This is a genomic window from Photobacterium sp. DA100, from assembly GCF_029223585.1.
Lineage (GTDB): Bacteria > Pseudomonadota > Gammaproteobacteria > Enterobacterales > Vibrionaceae > Photobacterium.
Genome location: NZ_CP119424.1, coordinates 44,556 through 64,466, shown reverse-complemented (window position 1 = coordinate 64,466; position 19,911 = coordinate 44,556). Strand labels below are relative to the sequence as shown.

General features: G+C 49.8%; 14 protein-coding genes and 2 pseudogenes. 9 read left to right on the top strand and 7 right to left on the bottom strand.

Annotated features, from left to right (window positions below; all coding sequences use genetic code 11):
* The first annotated feature begins 348 nt into the window (after positions 1-348).
* Positions 349-984, top strand: coding sequence for an alternative oxidase (locus PTW35_RS17990; protein WP_281028352.1), 636 nt, complete (start codon positions 349-351; stop codon positions 982-984).
* Between the two features lie 342 nt (positions 985-1,326).
* Here PTW35_RS17990 and PTW35_RS17985 read toward each other — a convergent pair.
* A pseudogene (locus tag PTW35_RS17985) lies at positions 1,327-1,644 on the bottom strand (ABC transporter permease subunit); the annotation flags it as partial.
* Here PTW35_RS17985 and PTW35_RS17980 point away from each other — a divergent pair.
* From PTW35_RS17980 to PTW35_RS17965, 4 genes and pseudogenes are all read left to right on the top strand, one after another.
* Positions 1,630-2,436: pseudogene (locus PTW35_RS17980) on the top strand (alanine dehydrogenase); the annotation flags it as partial. The pseudogenes PTW35_RS17985 and PTW35_RS17980 sit on opposite strands and share 15 nt — an antisense overlap.
* Before the next feature lie 140 nt (positions 2,437-2,576).
* The gene (locus PTW35_RS17975; protein WP_281028351.1) at positions 2,577-3,908 is read left to right on the top strand and encodes an aspartate aminotransferase family protein; all 1,332 of its coding nucleotides are present in this window, start codon (positions 2,577-2,579) and stop codon (positions 3,906-3,908) included.
* A gap of 44 nt (positions 3,909-3,952) precedes the next feature.
* A complete protein-coding gene (locus PTW35_RS17970; protein WP_281028350.1) occupies positions 3,953-4,804 on the top strand; it encodes a 3-keto-5-aminohexanoate cleavage protein in 852 nt (283 codons plus the stop codon).
* A gap of 59 nt (positions 4,805-4,863) precedes the next feature.
* A complete protein-coding gene (locus PTW35_RS17965) occupies positions 4,864-5,835 on the top strand; it encodes a TAXI family TRAP transporter solute-binding subunit (protein ID WP_281028349.1) in 972 nt (323 codons plus the stop codon).
* Between the two features lie 121 nt (positions 5,836-5,956).
* On the opposite strand, the gene PTW35_RS17960 is transcribed toward PTW35_RS17965, so the two are convergent.
* From PTW35_RS17960 to malI, 6 genes are all read right to left on the bottom strand, one after another.
* Positions 5,957-7,429 carry a C69 family dipeptidase gene (locus PTW35_RS17960; protein WP_281028348.1) on the bottom strand — a complete coding sequence of 491 codons (1,473 nt, stop codon included), beginning with the start codon at positions 7,427-7,429 and terminating at the stop codon, positions 5,957-5,959.
* 177 nt (positions 7,430-7,606) lie between these two features.
* Positions 7,607-8,521, bottom strand: coding sequence for a LysR substrate-binding domain-containing protein (locus tag PTW35_RS17955; RefSeq protein WP_281028347.1), 915 nt, complete (start codon positions 8,519-8,521; stop codon positions 7,607-7,609).
* A 149-nt stretch (positions 8,522-8,670) separates the two neighbouring features.
* Complete coding sequence (locus PTW35_RS17950; protein WP_281029163.1) at positions 8,671-9,297, bottom strand: CatB-related O-acetyltransferase; 627 nt, start codon at positions 9,295-9,297, stop codon at positions 8,671-8,673.
* Positions 9,298-9,675: 378 nt separating this feature from the next.
* Entirely contained in the window at positions 9,676-10,233 is a 558-nt protein-coding gene (locus tag PTW35_RS17945; protein WP_044621661.1) for a DUF1439 domain-containing protein, read from the bottom strand.
* Between the two features lie 239 nt (positions 10,234-10,472).
* Positions 10,473-11,585 carry an NADH:flavin oxidoreductase gene (locus PTW35_RS17940; protein ID WP_281028346.1) on the bottom strand — a complete coding sequence of 371 codons (1,113 nt, stop codon included), beginning with the start codon at positions 11,583-11,585 and terminating at the stop codon, positions 10,473-10,475.
* Between the two features lie 133 nt (positions 11,586-11,718).
* A complete protein-coding gene (gene malI, locus PTW35_RS17935; protein WP_281028345.1) occupies positions 11,719-12,741 on the bottom strand; it encodes a Mal regulon transcriptional regulator MalI in 1,023 nt (340 codons plus the stop codon).
* Between the two features lie 298 nt (positions 12,742-13,039).
* On the opposite strand from malI, the gene malX reads away from it, so the two are divergent.
* The 4 genes from malX (at position 13,040) to PTW35_RS17915 (ending at position 19,696) form a co-directional block, all read left to right on the top strand.
* Positions 13,040-14,611, top strand: coding sequence for a maltose/glucose-specific PTS transporter subunit IIBC (gene malX / locus PTW35_RS17930; RefSeq protein ID WP_281028344.1), 1,572 nt, complete (start codon positions 13,040-13,042; stop codon positions 14,609-14,611).
* A gap of 124 nt (positions 14,612-14,735) precedes the next feature.
* Positions 14,736-15,908, top strand: coding sequence for a MalY/PatB family protein (locus PTW35_RS17925; protein WP_281028343.1), 1,173 nt, complete (start codon positions 14,736-14,738; stop codon positions 15,906-15,908).
* A 135-nt stretch (positions 15,909-16,043) separates the two neighbouring features.
* Positions 16,044-16,445, top strand: coding sequence for a hypothetical protein (locus PTW35_RS17920; RefSeq protein ID WP_281028342.1), 402 nt, complete (start codon positions 16,044-16,046; stop codon positions 16,443-16,445).
* A gap of 1,250 nt (positions 16,446-17,695) precedes the next feature.
* A complete protein-coding gene (locus PTW35_RS17915) occupies positions 17,696-19,696 on the top strand; it encodes an alkyl sulfatase dimerization domain-containing protein (RefSeq protein ID WP_281028341.1) in 2,001 nt (666 codons plus the stop codon).
* The last annotated feature ends 215 nt before the right edge of the window (positions 19,697-19,911 follow it).

Here is a 19,911-nt window from a genome sequence, read left to right as displayed (position 1 = left end):
AGAAAGCAATGATTTACCTGTTCATCATTATCCAAGCTCACGCAATGCTCGTAAGATGTTACTTATCGATAAGTCATTATAAATAACAGGGATTTATCATCCTAACCCGTTAATTATCTCACGCCACTTCCGTTACATTTGGCAAAAGTAACTTCTTCAACAATAGCAAATGGTTAAGAGCAAATATAATCCATTAAAAACAAATGGTTATTTACAATCAAAACAATCAGTTACCCGGCACAACAGTCCCTAGTTGAACAATACAGTTGGTTACAAAGCGGTTTTATATATTATTCGGGAATTTTAATGCTGCCGCGTTAAAACATTATTATAAGTAGGGGATTAACTATGTCAGGTTTCAAAATAACCCACCGAAGCGCAACCAAGCTCTCGGAGCGAGTTGCCTATCAAATCACGCAGTTCCTTAAATTTTCCCTTAACCTGTTTTATGGCTCTAAGTACGCCAAAAGAGCCGTCATTTTAGAAACCATTGCTGCCGTACCGGGTATGGTTGCAGGTATGTTCAACCACCTTAAGTCTCTGCGCCGAATGAGAGATGACGAAGGTTGGATCAAACAGCTGCTTGATGAAGCGCAGAACGAGCGGATGCACCTAATGATCTTCCTGGATATCGCTAAGCCAAGCTGGATAGAGCGGATGCTAGTCTTGCTCGGACAAGGTGTCTTTATTGTGGTGTACAGTTTCATCTACTTACTATCATCACGGATCGCCCATCGTGTGGTGGGGTATTTCGAGGAAGAAGCCTGCAAAAGCTACACCGAATATCTCGAAAAAATCGATGCCGGTGAAGTTGAGAACATCAACGCACCAGACATTGCGATTGAATACTACCAGCTCGCGGCCAATGCCAAGTTAAGGGATGTCATCCTGCGTATCCGCGAAGACGAAGCGGGCCACCGAGACAGGAACCATGGTTTTGCCGATGCCTACGAGAACAAGTCGCTACCTGCGCATCAGAACTAAATTCACTCTCTAAACAGAAGGTGGCCAGTCGCTAAAATGACCACCTTTTTCACCTCAAGCTATAACTTCAACAAATAAAAAATCCGCTCAAACCATCATAATGATTTGAGCGGAAAACAACTGTCTCAAGATAACGCAAAATAGTGAAGTACTCAGAGCCAGCCAAAACAGCCTCGTTTGGTGCAAAAAGCGGGAGAAGTATGTGCCTATAGCCAGGCACTGGTTCTTAGCCTCTTTATCATCGCAGCATAGAATGACTGTTTCGGGATGCTTTGATGTCGTTTTTACTACCTTGGGAGCACCTACAAGTACAAGGCTGGCGCTCTCAAGTGGGCTAACAGATTAATACCCCTTCCATGGAACCAGTTTCTTCTCTAACCAGCGCATAAAAAGATCAAAAGAGTAAGCTATCAAGCCGATGATAATGATCCCGGCAATCACGACATCCGTTACCAGAAACTCTGCGGCGTTGAGCACCATATACCCGATCCCGGCTTGGGCTGCGACCATCTCACTCGCTACAAGGGTTGTCCAACCGAAACCGATCCCGATACGCAAACCGGTCAGAATTTCCGGCATCGCACTTTTGATGATCACATGGTAAAGCACCTGAAATTTACTTGCGCCCATTGAATAAGCCGCCTGGATCTGCTGGCAAGCGAGGCGGTGTGTATTGCCTATGAAACGGTGACCGGGCCTAACAATAGCCTGCCTTTGCTGGCACCGATGTCTGAGGTAGCAGGGCGCATGTCGATACAAGCCGGCGCGGCCTGTTTAGAAAAATCCCATGGTGGGATCGGCCTGCTGCTGGGCGGGGTCGCCGGGGTCGCTCCGGCCAAAGTGACCATTATTGGCGGCGGCGTGGTTGGCTCCAATGCTGCTCAAATGGCGGTTGGCCTCGGTGCAGAAACCACAATTCTGGATAACAACATCGATACCCTGCGCAAGCTCAACGTCCAGTTTGGCGCGAGCGTGAAAACGGTCTACTCGAACCAGCAAAACCTCGAAGATGCCGTCGTCGGCGCTGATTTGGTCATTGGCGGGGTACTTATACCGGGAGCCGCGGCACCGAAGCTGGTCAGTGAAGCCATGGTAAAGGCAATGCACCCCGGCTCGGCCTTGGTTGACGTGGCAATTGATCAGGGGGGCTGTTTTGCCACCTCAAGGGTCACCACCCATGATGCACCCACCTACATTGTTGATGATGTGGTGCACTACTGTGTCGGTAATATGCCAGGCGCCCTCGCCCGTACCTCGGCCTTTGCCCTCAACAATGCGACCCTGCCCTATATTCTGCGCCTGGCCAACCTTGGCTACAAGCGGGCCTTGCAGGCCGATCAGCACCTCAAGAATGGCCTGAATGTCATCCACGGCAAGGTGACCAACGAAAGTGTCGCCAAGAGCCTTGATTTGTCTTTCATCGCTCAGGATAAAGCGCTCGAGTTAGCGTAAGCAAAAAAGGCCGGTAGCGAGTCACTCAACGCTTACCGGCCTATTCCCTTTTCTCATACCCCTCCACTTTTATTCGTTTGCCCACGAAAGTGAATTGGCTCAACAATCAACACATCTGTTGATATGCAAGGAATCTAACAATGAGCCATGTTTTCCACCGCCACTGCCATACCCCGCTTCCCACAGTAGTTAGCGGGCATGGAATATACCTGTCCGACAGCGACGGAAAGCTATACCTCGATGGCTGCGGCGGTGCCGCCGTCTCTAATTTGGGCCATAACCACCAGCGGGTAAAAGCCGCAATCGCCCAACAACTTGGGGCTATTCCCTACGCCCATTCCGGTTTTTTCACCAGCATTAGCAGTGAGCAACTCGCCAAACGACTGGCAGAACTCGCACCCGATGCTTTGAAACACACTTACTTTGTCAGCGGCGGCTCCGAAGCGGTAGAAGCGGCGCTGAAAATGGCGCGGCAATACTTTGTCGAGAAGGGAAAGCCGCAGAAAAGCCAGTTCATCGCCCGGCGCCAGAGCTATCACGGCAATACCCTCGGGGCACTTTCGGTCGGCGGCAACGAATGGCGGCGCGAACCTTTCAGGCCGATACTCTCCGCAGCCCACCATATCGCCCCTTGCTATGCCTACCGTGATCAGCAGCCGGGAGAATCAGAGCTGGCCTACAGCATGAGGGTAGCGAATGAGCTAGAGCAAAAGATCCTTGAGCTAGGCGCCGACAACGTAATGGCATTCATTGCCGAGCCCGTGGTCGGTGCAACCGCTGGGGCCCTGCCTGCTACTGAAGGCTATTTCAAGCGGATCAGGGAGATTTGCGATACCTATGATGTATTACTGATCCTTGATGAAGTGATGTGCGGTATCGGTCGGACCGGCACCTTTTTCGCCTTTGAGCAGGAAGTTATCGTGCCTGATATTGTCACTGTCGCCAAAGGGCTTGGCGCAGGCTACCAGCCTATCGGTGCAGCTATTGTCCATGACGATATCTACCAGGCGATCGCCTCAGGATCTGGCTTCTTCCAGCATGGTCACACTTTTATGGGTCACCCGATGGCGTGTGCAGCGGCCCTGGCAACTATCGATACCATTATCGAAGACAGCCTACTCGACAAGGTTAAGCTGCGTGGTAAGCAACTTTTGTCAAAGCTCAACGACACACTGGGGCCACTGCCCTATGTCGGCGATATCCGTGGGAAGGGGTTGTTTATTGGTATTGAGTTAGTCGCAGACAAACAGTCGAAAGCCCCCCTTCCCAGCTGTTCGCAGGCCCACAAAGCCATTAAAACAGTCGCCATGAACAACGGGCTGATGTGCTACCCCATGGCTGGGACAATCGACGGTAAAGCCGGCCACCATATTTTGTTGGCACCGCCTTTCATTATTGAAGAACACCAATTGGATGAACTGGTTAGCAAACTACATACCTCCCTGTTGCAAGCTTCGGCTCTATGGAGCTAGGAACTAGGAATTGTAGAAACTCTCAGGCTTAAAAAGGAAACAAAATGCAGCCAATACAGTCAGTCGTGCAATCGGCCATTATTGTGGCTCCCAACGGGGCAAGGAAAACCAAAACCGATCACCCTGCCCTACCAATGGAGCAGCAGGAAATTATTGACGAGGTTATCGCCTGCCGCGACGCAGGGGCGGCAATGGTGCACCTCCATGCCAGAGATAAAAGCGGCAAACACTCCTTGGAGATCGAAGATAACCTCCACCTATACCATGGCCTCAAAGCACGGGTTGGTGAGAGTATTATTGTCCAGTTGACCACCGAAGCCATCGGGCAATATTCCCCAGCCCAACAAATGGCCTTGATCAATGAGGTCAGGCCGGAAGCGGCTTCTTTGGCTCTTAGCGAGTTGCTCGCCGACGGATACGGCCCAGATACAGCACAGCTAGATAAGGCGAGCGCCTTTTTCCACCATGTTGCTGAACAGGGGATCATCGCCCAGTACATTCTCTACAGCCCGCGAGATCTCGAGCGTTATTTTACCCTGTTTGATCAAGGGCTGCTGCCAACAAGCAACCACCACATACTGCTGGTGCTCGGTCGCTACGATAAACACCAAACCGCCTCGCCGAAAGATCTGCCACCTTTTTTACAGGAGCGTCTGTTCAGCCATGGCAAGCGCTGGGCTGTCTGCGCGTTCGGAAAATATGAACACCTTTGCCTGACAGCGTCTATGATTATGGGTGGAGATATTCGAGTTGGCTTTGAAAATAATCATGTTAATCATCTAGGTACATTAGCCTCAAGCAACGCACAACAAGTGGCTAACCTTGCCGAAACCGCCAAGCAACTTGGCCTGGCGACCCTTGACGCTTACCATTTTCGCCAGCTCCTCACTGCCTAGCCAGAAGCAGTAAACATTGGCTTTGCTTTTTGTATAACACTCATCATAAAGGGAATTTTATGGGATCTATCAACAAGCTTCTTGCCTACACCAGTGCCGCCGTTCTACTGGGTACCTCGGCACTATCTTTTGCCGAAAGCCGTTTTGTCACCATAGGTACCGGAGGCGTGACAGGAGTATATTACCCAACGGGTGGGGCAATCTGCCGCTTGGTCAATAAAGACAGAAAAGATCACAATATCCGCTGCTCGGTCGAAAGTACCGGTGGTTCTATTTACAACATCAATACTATCCGTGCTGGCGAGCTTGATTTAGGTATCGCCCAGTCTGACTGGCAATACCACGCCTACAACGGCACCAGCAAATTTGCCGATAACGGGGCATACAAAGATCTGCGAGCTGTGTTCTCCATCCACCCAGAGCCGTTTACCATTGTTGCCCGTGCTGACTCGGGGATCAAAACCTTCGAAGATCTCAAGGGCAAGCGCGTCAATATCGGCAACCCAGGTTCTGGCCAGCGCGGCACCATGGAAGTGCTGATGGACAGGTACGGCTGGACAATGAAAGACTTCAAACTGGCCTCTGAGCTAAAAGCCTCCGAACAATCCAAAGCACTGTGTGACAACAAGATTGATGCCATGATTTATACCGTTGGCCACCCTAGCGGCGCCATCAAAGAAGCCACCACATCTTGCGATAGCAAAATCATTACCGTTGCCGGCGACAAGGTTAACAAGCTAATCGAGGACAACAGTTTCTACCGTGTGGCGACAGTGCCAGGCGGTATGTACAAGGGGAATGCGATTGATGTCACTACCTTTGGAGTCGGTGCCACCTTTGTTTCTTCAACGTCAGTGCCGGACGATGTGGTGTACAGCATCGTCAAATCGGTATTCGAAAACTTCGATGACTTCAAGAGACTTCACCCTGCCTTTGCTCACTTGAAAAAAGAAGAGATGATCAGAGACGGTCTTTCTGCCCCGCTTCACCCGGGCGCAGAGAAGTACTACAAAGAAGTCGGCTTGATGTAGTTTGATTAACAGCAAGCCATGCTAAAACTAAAAAAGAGCGCTTACGCGCTCTTTTTATTGATGGCAAACATTTCAGAAAGAATAAGGTTAAGTTCAGCAGACCTACTAAAACAATACCTAGTTAAAGACTCATGATCTTCTTGAACTCTTCTTCGCTATATTTCTTCTCGGTGCTCTTAGTCAGATCCGTCATCATCTTGTAGCGGATCTCTGTTGCCATACTCAAGGTACGCTGCAGTTGGCCGTAAGAGAAATCCGACGCCATTTCTACCGCTGTCGCCTTGTCCTGGTTGTACATATCTTTGAGCAGCATATCCATGTTGCTGACTTGCTTGTACAACTTGCTCTCTTCCTTATCCCAAGTTGCTTTCAACATTAGCAGGTACTTATCCGGATTGGCGGTTGCCAATGCCGTCAGGCTGCGGAACTGCCAGTAAGCCGAGTCATCACTGTAGGTATCAGTCCCGACCGTATAAGGCACTGGGTACTCTTGCAGACTGGTATAGAGCGGAACCAACACAGACTCGGACAGCACACCATAACTCTGCCAGATGATCCCCTGGAACTCTTCAGGCATGTCCGGGCGAAGCTGAATAATATGCGATTCAAGCTGGCGCTCTACCCGAATAGGCCGCTCACCCTTCTCTGCCAGCTCGGTGCCTTCATAGGTCGAGCTCAGTACGCTGGCCACATCCTTGACCGAAATTTTGTCATCGGGCCTCATGAACAGCGGATACTGCTGCTCACGGGTGTCCTGTACCTGCGAAGGTGTCAGCATCGCCTGCCCCAACCACTCGCGGTCAACATTATAGGTATCACCAATGACCCCAAAGGCCTTGGCAAAATTGAATGAACGAGCATCGGGTTTATCCAGCAATTTATGCTGTTTAACAAACTGCAGCAGCCCTTTGGAGTGCATTACATCCGGTGCATCCAGGTCGACACCGTGGATCCGCAAGCCATTGGCAATCATCGCATAGCTGTCATCCGGCACTTTCACCGCAATCCAGTGATGCCCCGAGCCGATTTCGAACAGCCATGCTTCATTAATATCGGCAATGTACAGGCTGTTACCTTCGCCAGCGCCGTACTCTTCAATGTAGTGGCCAAGCAGCTCGACGCCTTGTTTGGCGGTTTTCACCTGCGGCAGGATCAGGGTCGGGATCACCGCTTCGATGATCCCCGGCTTCACCAAAGGATCGGCCTTGGCGGCTTTTTCGTTAACCTCGGCACTGGTGGTCGCAGAAACTGCAACATTGTACTGATTGATACCGCGCTCTTCGTAATACTTGCCGTCTTTGTCGACCGTTAGCGCATCCCAATCCGGTATTGCCGAGTAGGCATAAAACTGGGTAGGCATAGGCACAACCAACCCATTGCCCAAGGTCCAATCGCCCTGTTCGTTGATTTGCTGCGGGCGGTAGGCGAGGTATTTATTCCAGTTATTAATACCAAAGTCTTCGTTGCGGGCAATCATGATACTGCCATCGACCGATGCGCCTTTACCGACAATCAATCCCGTACAGGCATTGGCACTCATACTCAGTGCAGACAGCACAGCCGCACTCAACAGCGTAACAGACAATTTCGTCATCGTATCTCTCCTATGGTGTGAACACCTATTGAGGAAGTGAAATATTATTCATTTATTCTTTTTATTTCGATTAAATTAGCACAATGATCGACTAACAAATCAAAAAGCAGTGTAAACACAAACAGGGAGAATGTTTGCTGATAAGATCACGAATAAGGATTTACGAGAAAATTAATGCTAGGAAGCATGACCTTGGCTGCTGGCCATCATTTCAGTGAGCCACTGGGTAAATACACACACCTTGCGGGCATGGCGTTTATAGTGAGGCACAATAATGTAATAGCCATAATGACTGGCCATCATTGATTTGAGTGGGTTGAATAGCTCAGATGTGTTGATGATTAAGTCATCGACCATAAAATCAGGTAACAATGCCAGCCCCTGCTGGTTTTTCACCGCTTCCAGCGACATATAGAAATGCTCGAACCCAACTCCATAAAATTCCATCGGGTAGGCAATCTTGTGGTGGATTCTGAACTGCTCCCACAACTGCGGCCGGGTAACCTGGGGCAGGAATACATGCTTTACCAGATCATCAATTTCCCTAATTGGCTGCTGACGCAATAACGCTGCCGAAGCCACCAGCCTTAGGTTCTCTCTGCACAACAAGGTGGCATTGTCGTAGTGCTTAGCCAACGGCAGGCAACGAATAACAATGTCATTATCACCGCTGATATCATGCACAAGCCCGTCCCCGGTTTTGAGCTGCACCTGAAGGTGGGGAAAAGCTCGGGCAAAGCCGTTTATCCGCGGAATCAGCCAAAGGCTAGCAAATGAAGGGGACACATTGACCGTCAGCACCTCCTCAACCTGATCGAGCTGGCGCAACCCCGCCGTGGCGTTTTGCAGCGCTTCCAAGGCTTCGACGATTTGCGGTAAATAGCGCAGCCCTATGCGGGTGAGCCGAATTCCATTGAGGTGCCGCTCGAACAAAGGCTGCCCCAGCTGTTGTTCCAGCAGGGAAATCTGTTTACTCACAGCCCCTTGGGTGAGCGAGAGCTCCCTGGCGGCTTTGGAAAAGCTCAAATGATTCGCCACAGCGATGAAAGTTCTAAGCGCCCTTATCGAAGGGAGCTCTTTCATATTTAACACAGCCGCACCTTACCCCGTTGACAATTGAAATCTAATTTATGCTTTACCTCATCGAGGTTCAATAATAATCAAGCACATCCGCGATACGAAATTGAGCACTGCTAAGTGCCCGGCAGAAAAAAGGAGCCCAAAAGGCTCCTCTCTTGTCGTTACTCAAATAACAAGTGGGCTTTCTCCAACGCATAGATATCATCACTGCAGATCAGCTCTCTCAAGGCGTCGAACTTGCTCTCGGGCCATTCGTAGATGTTCAGGGCCAGCAAACGCGCGATGGTCGCTGGCTCAAACCGTTTACGGATAGTTTTCGCAGGACTGCCGCCGACAATAGTATAGGGCTCGACATCTTTGGTGATCACGCTATTGGCAGCGACAATCGCCCCTTCGCCAATGGTAACGCCAGGCATGATCATCGCGCGCATACCTATCCAGCAGCCATCACCAAGGTGGGTATCGCCTTTGGACTGGTAGGCCTCATCGATCTTGTCCATGAACGGGTAAAGCGAAAACCAATCGGCACGGTGGGTATGGTTACCCCCCATCAGTATCACCGCTTCGGCACCGATACAGACATAGTCGCCAATATAGAGTTTGTCGATTTCCCAGCGAGGTTCACGGTGGCAGGTTTGCTCATCGCCGTGGAGGTAACGCACCACAGAACGCTCGAACCCATTATCGTAAGCATCGCTGTAATAGCTATGGCTGCCTTTGATGATAATGTTTTTGTTTTTGACGGTTTCATGGAGCATTTCCATTTTCGTCCAGTGCTTGTTGCCCATCATTGCTCAGTTCTCTTTGAAACAGGAAAAACAGTAACCGATGAAAAGCAGTTCGAGAGCCACAGCCAAATGTTCGCACCGGCCGTGATGGCAGCAAACAGAAATGTGTCAGTGGGGTGGCCTCGCTTTTTTCGTCGGCAGTAAATAATTGAAGTTATTTACTGCCTGCACTAGGCGATATGGGGCTGCTTGAGATATGCAATTTTAGCAACGAAGACGCACGAGCGCTTGCGGGTAAGCTTAGTCATTTTGTGCACCTCCGTTATTTATTGGTGTTGAATTTAAACGATAGCGGCTATCTTAGCGATAGACCGCTCTCGGTCAACCCCATTGTGATCAGTGTTCAGGAAAACTAACGTTACCTATATGGTGCATTGTTTAATCAAACAGCTCGATCACCAGCTTGTTATTCCTGATCACCAAGTTGGGCTCGGCCGATTTGATCAAGGCTTCCTGCACCTTGGAACTATCCAGCTTATAAACCGGCTGCTTGGATAGCGCATAACCAATCATAGAGACCGCTGGCTTCAGTAGCTTTTTCACCTCGGGCGGCAGTTGCTGGCTGCTCTCATCAAAGCGTTCCAAGCGCAGGGATTTCAAATACACTTCCCCGCTCTCTTTGTCATATTCAGGGACAGCACTGAACTCGACATCCAGATCCAGTCCCATGCTCTGCATACTGAGCATCTGGACCTGCGCATTGGTACTGGCAAACACAGAGACTCGGTCGGCATCGGCCCGGCCTATTTTTACTTCGAGATCCTCAACCGCAACCTGGGCATACATGACATTTTCAACCCCAACCGATTGCTCCAGGCTGACCGAGTCTTGCAGGTAGTTTGTCATATCTTGCTCTGAAATGCTGTAACTGGCACAGCCCCCAAGCACCGCAGCAGCAAATGCCACAGTCAGTATTTTGGCTTTTGTTCTTATCATCATTCACTACTCTTCACTGTCTACCTTTCTATTGTTAGCACAGCAACAGAAAAGTATTGCAGACCTATCTACATCACCATGTGACCTAGTTACAGGTTCTTTGTTTGGCTACCATCAATACACTATTTCTGGCCGCATCAAGTCATGGTGGTGTCAGTATTCCATGACGCCCGGCAAGGTCAAAAAAGCCAGCAGTCTTTTGCTGGCTTTACACTCAAAAGGAATAAAACGCGACCCAGTTACATTTGAGCGAGCTGCGTCTTCCTTTCCTTGTTTACCACGCAGAAGTTACCGCGCTTGGTGCGGCACTTGGAACAGCGCTCACACTCGACAGGCGCTCTGTCCCCGTCTTTCCATCGCTTGATCAAGCGTGGTTCGGAAAGCAAAGGGCGTGACAGTGCGAAATATTGAATATTGGTGTTCTGTGCAATCTGTTCAATCGCCGCAATATCCGTTAGGCCGCCGACAGTAATAACCGGCACACTGACTTCCTGGCTGATCGCATGACCGTATTCATGGAAATACCCTTCTTTCTGGATGGTATACCCATCGAAAGACTGGCCAATCATGGTGTTTGCCTTGCCGTGGATATTGCCCGAAATGATAATGGCATCAACGCCGACTTCCTCGAGTTTTCGGCAAACGGTGCGAGTATCATCGAAGGTCAAACCGCCTTCAAAAAACTCGGTCGCCGTCAGTTTCACTAGGATTGGGAAATCGTCACCGACTAACTTCCTGGTCTCAGCGTAGATCTCCATCAAAAAGCGCATGCGGTTTGCCAAGCTGCCGCCGTACTCGTCTTCACGGCGGTTGTAGTAAGGGCTGAGGAACTGGTTGATCAGGTAAGTATGGGCGGCGTGGATTTCAACCCCGTCAAACCCTGACTTTTGCGCCCGCAGGCTGGCTTCGGCAAACGCCCTGACGATGTAATCAATGTCTTCTTTGGTCATTGCCTTGCCCAGTGTTTGGGTGCCTTTTTCCGGCACTTCACTTGGCGCAAAGATCACCCGCTCGCCGAGGTTAAAAGTGGTCTTGGTGCCGCCGTAGGCCAGCTGCATGACGATTTTAGAGTCATTGCGATGGACCAGTTCGGTCAGCGTTTTGTATTCATCGATAAAGGAATCGTTGTAGATCCCCATCATGCCTGCATTGGGCTTTTCTTCTGCGACAATGTTGGCATACCCCGTTACAATCAGGCCGACTTCACCTTGCGCAAGCTCTTCATAGATAGCGTAAAGCTTATCCGTCATATGGCCATCTTCTGTCGCCATATTTTCCCACGTCGCGCTGCGCATAAAGCGGTTCTTCAATACCATGCTGCCAATGCGGGTTTCAGTAAACAAAGTGCTCAAGTCCAATCCTCTTAAAGTGGTACGTACTAGCTATCAACACCAGAATGGGCAAGGTGATGAGGGGAGCAGATACTACAGAGGATCCTGCTGGTAGAACTTAATCTAGATTAAGGTAAACCCAAGTTATGGCACTTTACGCCGAGCCGCGGATGATCAGCTCGGGGGCCAACACCACTTTCTCTACCGCCAATTCGCTGGCTTTCATTTTCTGCACCAAACGCTTGCCGGCTTGATCGCCGATATCATTGGCCGTCGACGACATGAAAGTCAGCGGAGGGTGGGTAAGTTCTGCCTCGGCCACATCATCAAAACCAATCAGAGCCACTTGCTGGCCGATATAATTATCACGCCCGACAGTGCGGTTGGCACGCTCGACACCGTAAACCGCCCCCAAGGCCGTCGCCGGGCGATGGCACAAAATAGCGGTGATCTTCGGGTGTTGGGTCAGCAGTTCTTGAACGGTACTAGCCGCCGCCTTCTGGCTGCCCTCGCATTCGACAATCCACTCGCTTTTAAACGGCAACCCATATTGGATAAGAGTGGTGCAATAGCCCCCAATGCGCTCGGCGCGGGTCAGTGAGTCCCCTTGCCCACCGACATAGGCAATGTGCCTGTGCCCCTGCTCCACGAGGTGCTGGGTGGCTCGCTTGGCCGCCAAGGTATTATCGGGTACCACATAATCAATATCATCGTTCACCGTCGCCCTGGCTACGCAAACCGCAGGGACTTCGGCCTGCGCCAGCATATCAATCACCCGCTGGCTCGCTCCTCGCAGCGGGCTAAATGCCACCCCGGCAACCCCCTGCTGGATCATCGATTGCACACATTTCTCAAGCCGCTCTGGTGAATCGCCGCATTGGGCGAGAAATAGCATAAAGCCATGTTTTTCGAGGATCTGGCTAAATCCAGCGGTGATCTCAGTATAGAAGGGATCGGTAATATCTTTCAGTACCAAACCGACCAGGTTGGACTGGTTAGAGCGCAAGTTTGCGGCCGCTTTGTTGCGTACATAGCCCAAGGCCTTGATGGCCTCATTGACCTTGTTAATCGTGGCCTCGGAGATCCGTCCTTTGTTGCCAAGGACAAGAGACACGGTCGATACCGACACTCCCGCATACTCAGCAACATCTGTAATTTTTACTTTTCTTTGGCTCATTGGCAGTACGTATCCATTTGCGAGAGCCCAAGCATATTACATGCAAGTAAAACGTTCTATCGAGCTTTTCACACTTTTATCTCGATCACAGTTTAAATCACCCGCAGAAAGCGGTGTAGATTTCGTGATCAAACCAGCGAAATCAACTGATAAAACGTTTTATCCTATTTGCGTTAATACATTCAGCACGTTGATGCACAGGCGAAAGCGTCTCTGCACCAGCGTTTTTTTACAAAAGTTTGATAAAACGTTTTATCAACTCTACCTACAACAAGAATAAGGTTAGGGGTTACCCACTATGTCCAACACATCAAAGAAAACAACCTTATGGGAGTTTTTCCAAAGCCTCGGGAAAACCTTCATGCTGCCGGTCGCCTTGCTGGCATTCTCCGGTATTTTGCTCGGTGTCGGCAGCTCGCTTTCGAGCAGCGCGGTAAAAGAGAGCATCCCGTTTCTGGATTTCATGCCACTGCAGCTACTGTTCATGTGGATGACCAAGATCGGCCTGGTCGCCTTTATCTACCTGCCAATCATGTTCGCAGTTGCCATCCCGCTTGGCTTGGCGCGTGAAGAGAAAGGGGTGGCGGCTTTCGCCGGTTTCGTTGGTTACGCGGCACTGAACCTCTCCATCAACTTCTACCTCACCGTTGCCGGCGTGCTGGGCAATGCCGAGCAGGAAGCGGCCTACGGCGTGAAATCGATCATCGGTATCGACTCTATCGACACCGGTATCTTGGGTGCGGTGATTGTCGGTATTATCGTGGCGAAACTGCATGCCCGCTTCTATACCTACAAGATGCCGGATGCCCTAGCCTTCTTCGGCGGCGCCCGCTTTGTCCCTATCATCACCACGGTTGTGCTGGGTGTGGTCGGCCTTATCGTTCCGCTGATCTGGCCTTACTTTGCCGCCGGCATCAACGGCGTGGGCACGGCGATTTCCCACGCAGGCCCATTTGGCCCATTCCTATTCGGTGCCGGCGAACGTCTGCTTCTTCCTTTCGGCCTGCACCATATCCTGGTTGCCCTGATCCGCTTTACCGAAGCCGGTGGCACCATGGAAGTGTGTGGCAATACCGTTAGCGGCGCGCTGAATATCTTCTACTCTGAGCTATCTTGTAGCACCACCGACAGCTTCTCGGCTTCGGCTACAGCCTTCTTGTCCCAGGGCAAGATGCCAGCCTTCCTTGGCGGTTTGCCAGGTGCGGCACTGGCGATGTACCACTGCTCTCGCCCTGAAAACCGTGGCAAAGTTAAGGCACTACTGCTATCGGGTGTGGTTGCCTGTGTGGTCGGTGGTATCACCGAGCCACTTGAATTCCTGTTCCTGTTCGTCGCACCGGCGCTTTACCTGATCCACGCGGTACTGACCGGCCTTGGCTTCATGGTGATGGGCTTGCTGGATGTCACAATCGGTAACACCGACGGTAATATCATCGACTTCTTCATCTTCGGTATTCTCCAGGGTACGGCAACAAAATGGTACTTGGTACCGGTTGTTGCCGGGATCTGGTTTGCGGTTTACTACTCGGTGTTCCGTTTTGCCATCACCCGCTTCAACCTGAAAACACCAGGTCGCGAAGTCGAAAGTGCCGAGCAGATTGCCGCGGCAGTGACCGGTGAGAAAACCACAGGCTACAAGGGGGATATCATCCTCAATGCCCTGGGCGGTGCCGACAACATCGAATCACTGGATAACTGCATCACCCGCCTGCGCTTGTCGGTAAAAGATATGGCGCTGGTTAATGATGCCGTGCTCAAAGCCAATGGCGCATTGGGTGTTGTCAAACTTGATGCCCACAACCTTCAGGTAGTGATTGGCCCTCAAGTTCACTTGGTGAAAAATGAAATCCAGAGCCTGATGCCAGCTTAATCACCAACCATGACTATCTAACGGCACAAAAGTCACCTGCGGGGAGTCCGCTCCCCGCACGGTATAAGACTGCGCTTTACTATCAACCAGAGCGCAGTCTTATACGTTGTTCTGCGAGGCACTTATGTTTGATTTTTCCACTCCCGTTAACCGCTACGGCACTTATTGTACCCAGTGGGATTATGTCCAAGACCGTTTTGGCGAGGCCGATTTACTGCCCTTTACCATCTCCGACATGGATTTCGAAACAGCCCCCTGTATCCAGCGCGCCTTGCAGCAACGTCTGGCCCATGGCGTATTGGGGTACAGCCGCTGGAACCACGATGACTTCAAGCAGGCTATTACCGGCTGGTTTGCCAAACGCTACCAGGCTGAGCTTGATCCTCAATCGCTCGTCTACGGCCCTTCGGTGATCTACATTATTGCCCAGCTTATTACCCTGTGGAGCCAGCCTGGTGAGGGGGTGTTGGTCCATACTCCGGCCTACGATGCCTTTGGCAACATGCTCAAGGCCAACCAGCGGAAATTGCTGGCTAGCCCGCTACTCAAAACCGAGCAAGGGTACGAGATAGACTGGCCGCAGTTCGAGCAGCAAGCGGCGCGTGAAGAATGCAAAATCCTGCTGCTTTGCAGCCCGCAAAACCCAACGGGAAGAGTCTGGCGCCGTGACGAGCTGGAACGAATGGGCAAGCTCTGCCAACGCCACGGTGTCAAAGTCATTTCCGATGACATCCACATGGATATGGCCTACGCCGGCTACTTACCATGGTCTGGCGTTGCCACTGGCAACGATTGGGCGCTGGTAAGCTCGGGCTCGAAGTCATTCAATATTCCGGCACTAAACGGTGCCTATGCCTTTATCCCGGAGTCGCAATCGCGTGAACAGTACCTGCAGCTACTCAAGGCCGCACACGGCCTGTCCTCCCCTTCGATCTTGGGCGTTATCGCCCATATTGCCGCTTACCAGCAAGGCGGTGAATGGCTCGATGCTCTCAGGGATTACCTGCAGCAGAACTTGAAAACGGTAGCAGAGCGGCTCAACCACGCTTACCCCGCCATCAACTACCGCGTGCCGGAAGGGACCTACTTGGCCTGGATCGATCTCAACCCACTGAACATCGATATGGATGCCCTGCAACGGATCCTTATCCACGACCACAAGGTCGCCATCATGCGCGGCGATACCTATGGTGAAGAAGGCAAGGGCTATATTCGCTTGAATGTCGGCTGCCCGCGAAGCAAGGTGGAGGCAGGCCTAGATGCACTGATCGCCGCCATCAGGCAACTCCAAGACTAGCCAGTAAAGATAGCGATGCCAGATACAACGGCGTCGCTATCTGACAATTTGCATTCAGTAACACTATGGTGATAGTGACTAACTATTCATTTTGATAACCTAATCACTAACAGTAAGCGATTGAGGTTACATGGAATGGTTCTCTCCCTGCTATGCATTGTTTTTGGTCTGCTGACCCTATTGGCGCTCAAAGAAAGTGGGCAGTACCGCCAACTGTATGCCGCCTGCGCTATTATCACCTTTCTCGTTACCGGCTTTTTTCTGTTCGAACACCTGCAAGATGAAAAGCGCCTCAGGGCCCTTCCCCCTTCTCCGCCCCAGTTTGCGTTTCAAGCCAATCAAGCCGATGAGTCCCTCACCCCCGACGGGGATACTTTTAGTTATGAAGATCTCGAAGCGATCGCTGTCGAGCTTGCCCGCCAGTTGAAGGAATCCGAAGGCCACATCCAGCATCTTCATCAGCGACTTGAAGCCAAGCGGCAATTTATCTTGGAAAACTGGGAAGATAAAGCGACTCCCAATTTTTTGCACCATTAGGAGATTGAGACATAAGGCCTATATATTCCACATTGAACATATTACGTCCCCCTTTACCTATGATTAAATGTAGCGAAAACCCAAAAAGAAATTTTGATACACAAAAAAGGAGATATTAATAAAATATCAAACATTCCCTTAGCTTTGAAATGATTTAACACTTATAGCGCAATATTTATCAAGCTTAAAAATTGTCTGACAAAAACACAAACAAACCTCACCAGCCTTTATTCAACGTCACTCCAAGAACATCAAAATAAATTTAACCAACAAGGCCACATAGCATAATAAATTTATATTTCCCTTAACGGCATCTTAACAGTCATATTTCTAACAATTTTATTTTGTTATTTAATCAGAAAATTAAATGATTCATTTTTATTTTTAATTACTAATTGCTCGTTAACCTCTGGTGCAGGTTTCTCGGGTGATTATCGTCTTGACTTTAGCAGAGAAGAATATTGTCTCTATAATAACTGTCTCACTGCCAGCGATAGAGATACCCACATCTACTATGGTTTTGGTTCCAGACATTCAGTAAGTAAATGTGCCGTTTGTTAAAAGCACGCATCACTTCAACATAGGAGAAGCATATATTGATTTAGACCAACTCCGGTTAAACTTTGGTATAACCTTTTGACTCATAACGTTGTTATGAGCATACGACACTCTTGAATTTGTATAACTTAGTATTCCTAGCAGTGCCATTTGGCAGCCCCCGCTATTACATGCGGGGGACTTTTTAGCAACAAATTTATTCATATAACTTTAGGCTCATTAGTCGCTCTTATTGACGAAAGGTTTGCATCGCTTCTTATACCCAAAGAATAGATATGCATGAGATAAACAATAAATAGAGAAACCGATGTCTCGGACAATTTTTATATTGCAGCCAAGTCGTTTTTTAAAATTACAATTGGTTATAACCAATATAACTATACTTATTAGCTTTCTTATATTAGCGATTGGAATTGGAACACCGATAGGAACTTTGGGTGGTTTTATATTCGCTATTGCTAGCATCTATAGAGTTATTATTGGCGTTTATAAATTCTATAAATATGAAAAAAGGAATTGTCGCTATAACTAGCCTTTTACCAAAAAAGGCAACACAGCAGAGTTTAAATATACCAGTGGAATACCTCTGATTGAAGGTAGAGGTCACTTATTGCCATTAGGGATATGCCACCTGATCTCATCACTCCTGGTGTTCCCGACTAGTTAATATTACAACCAAAGAGACGAGTAAAATGAAAAGAACCCTATTATCGATAGCCGTTGCTGCCACCTCGTGCGTGGCAGTGGCTGATTATGACTCATTAGATTACACCGGAAAGCCAGCAACCAAGCATACCATCGTGGCCAACAATGCGTTGGACAAAACCCTCCCATGGCACGACACTGCAGCCTTTGAGCGCTCCGAGCGCGGTTTAATTGCCGCTTTTGGCGATCATAGTGCCGCTGAACTGCGAAATTCACGCGGTTACCTGGAAGTCGACGACGTTCGCCGCGATCGGCCTGACACGGTAAACCCGTCGCTCTGGCGCCAGGGAGCGATGAACTATGCCTCGGGCGGTCTGTATGAGGTAACTGACGGTGTATACCAAATCCGTGGTGCCGATCTTTCCAACATGACCATATACCGCTCTGATAACGGTTATATTATCCATGACCCGCTAATCACAAGGGAAGCCGCTACGGCGGCTTGGGATTTTGCTAAAAAACACCTACCGCCAATCAATGGTAATCACACAATTACCGGCGTGATCTACTCCCATACTCACCCGGATCACTACGGTGGTGTTCGTGGCTTGTTTGAGGATGGTCAGTTGCCCGAAGGCGTCGAAATCTATGCCCCTAAAGACTTCATGGAAGAGCTGCTCAGCGAAGGGCTGCTGGCTGGCAACGCCATGGGCCGTCGCGCTCAGTACCAATACGGTAATACCTTGCCCGACTCTGCTTACGGCGTAGTCGACAATGCCCTCGGCATGGGCACCACCAAAGGGGAAATCACCTTGATCCCGCCGACGGTGATCATTGAGGATCGTGAAGAAACCGTCGTAATTGATGGGTTGGAGATGCTATTCATCAATATGCCAGGCGCCGAAGCGCCAACCGAGATGATCAATTATGTGCCAGCCTATAACGCGTTAAACACCGCCGAACTCACCTATGACGGCCAGCACAACATTTATACCTTCCGAGGCGCACAAACGCGTGACTCACTGGCCTGGACCAAATACCTGTCCGAAATAAAGCACCGATTTGCCGATAATATCGACAATATTCATGCCGCACACTCAGCCCCGGTCTGGAACAACCCGGAGACAGAGGTCAATGAGATCGCAGATTACCTAACGATGCAGCGTGACAATTATGGCTTTATCCATAACCAGACGCTTCGCCTTGCTAACCAAGGAGTGAAGATCAATGACATCGGCCGCGCGGTTGAAGCCATTGTCCCGGAGTCACAGCAGCAAAACTGGGCAAGTCGCGGCTACCATGGCTCCTACTCCCACAACGCCCGAGGGGTCATCAACCTGTATTTGGGCTACCACGACATGAACCCGACAAACATTAACCCTTTGACCAATGTCGATCGCTCGTGTCTGTACGTACAAACAGCGGGAGCTGACACAATGTACAAGCAAGCTCAGCATCACTTCAATCAGGGGGCCTACCAAGAAGCCTCGACCTTATTGAATGACATCGTAAATTGTGAACCTACCAATATTGAAGCACGGGAGTTACTGGCGGATAGCTGGGAACAGCAAGGGTATCAGTCCGAGACCATGGCATGGCGAAACTCCTACTTGCAAGGCGCTTCGGAGCTGCGTACCAATCATATTCCAGAAGCATTGAAGGCGGTTTCGCCTGATATTATGTCGCAAATGACGACGGCAGGATTCCTGGACTTCATGGCCGTTTCTATCGATGCCAGCAAAGTACCGGCCGATATGGCGTTCAACTTTAATATTGTTCACCCTGAAGTAAGCGAGGTCTACTACGTTGAGTTTAGCAACGCCAACCTCGCGCCGCTTAAAGTCGAAACTGCTGTGAGTGAGGCTGACCTAACGCTTTCCATTGCGCGTAACGACTTGATTGCGGTTATCACGGGACAGGCATCGCTCGAACAGCTCATCGAGAGCCAAAAAGCCAAAGTAGACGGTGATACCTCAATCCTCAGTCAGTTAAAAAGTGTATCGGTAGAATTTAAACAAGATTTTGAAATCGTTCCAATCATGAACTAATCGCTTCGGGGGAGTGCGCCTACAAACTGTTGCGGACTCCCCATCTTTCAAGGTAGTAATATTTTATGGTGAAGTTTATAAACCGTAATACACTCGAATTTATTCGCGAAACAAACATTCTAAGCAAACGACATGAACACGCGTTAATCAATATTTATATGATTCGTGCCAAATGTCACCTATGCGAGAAAATTCACTCTATTCCCAGTTGCGAC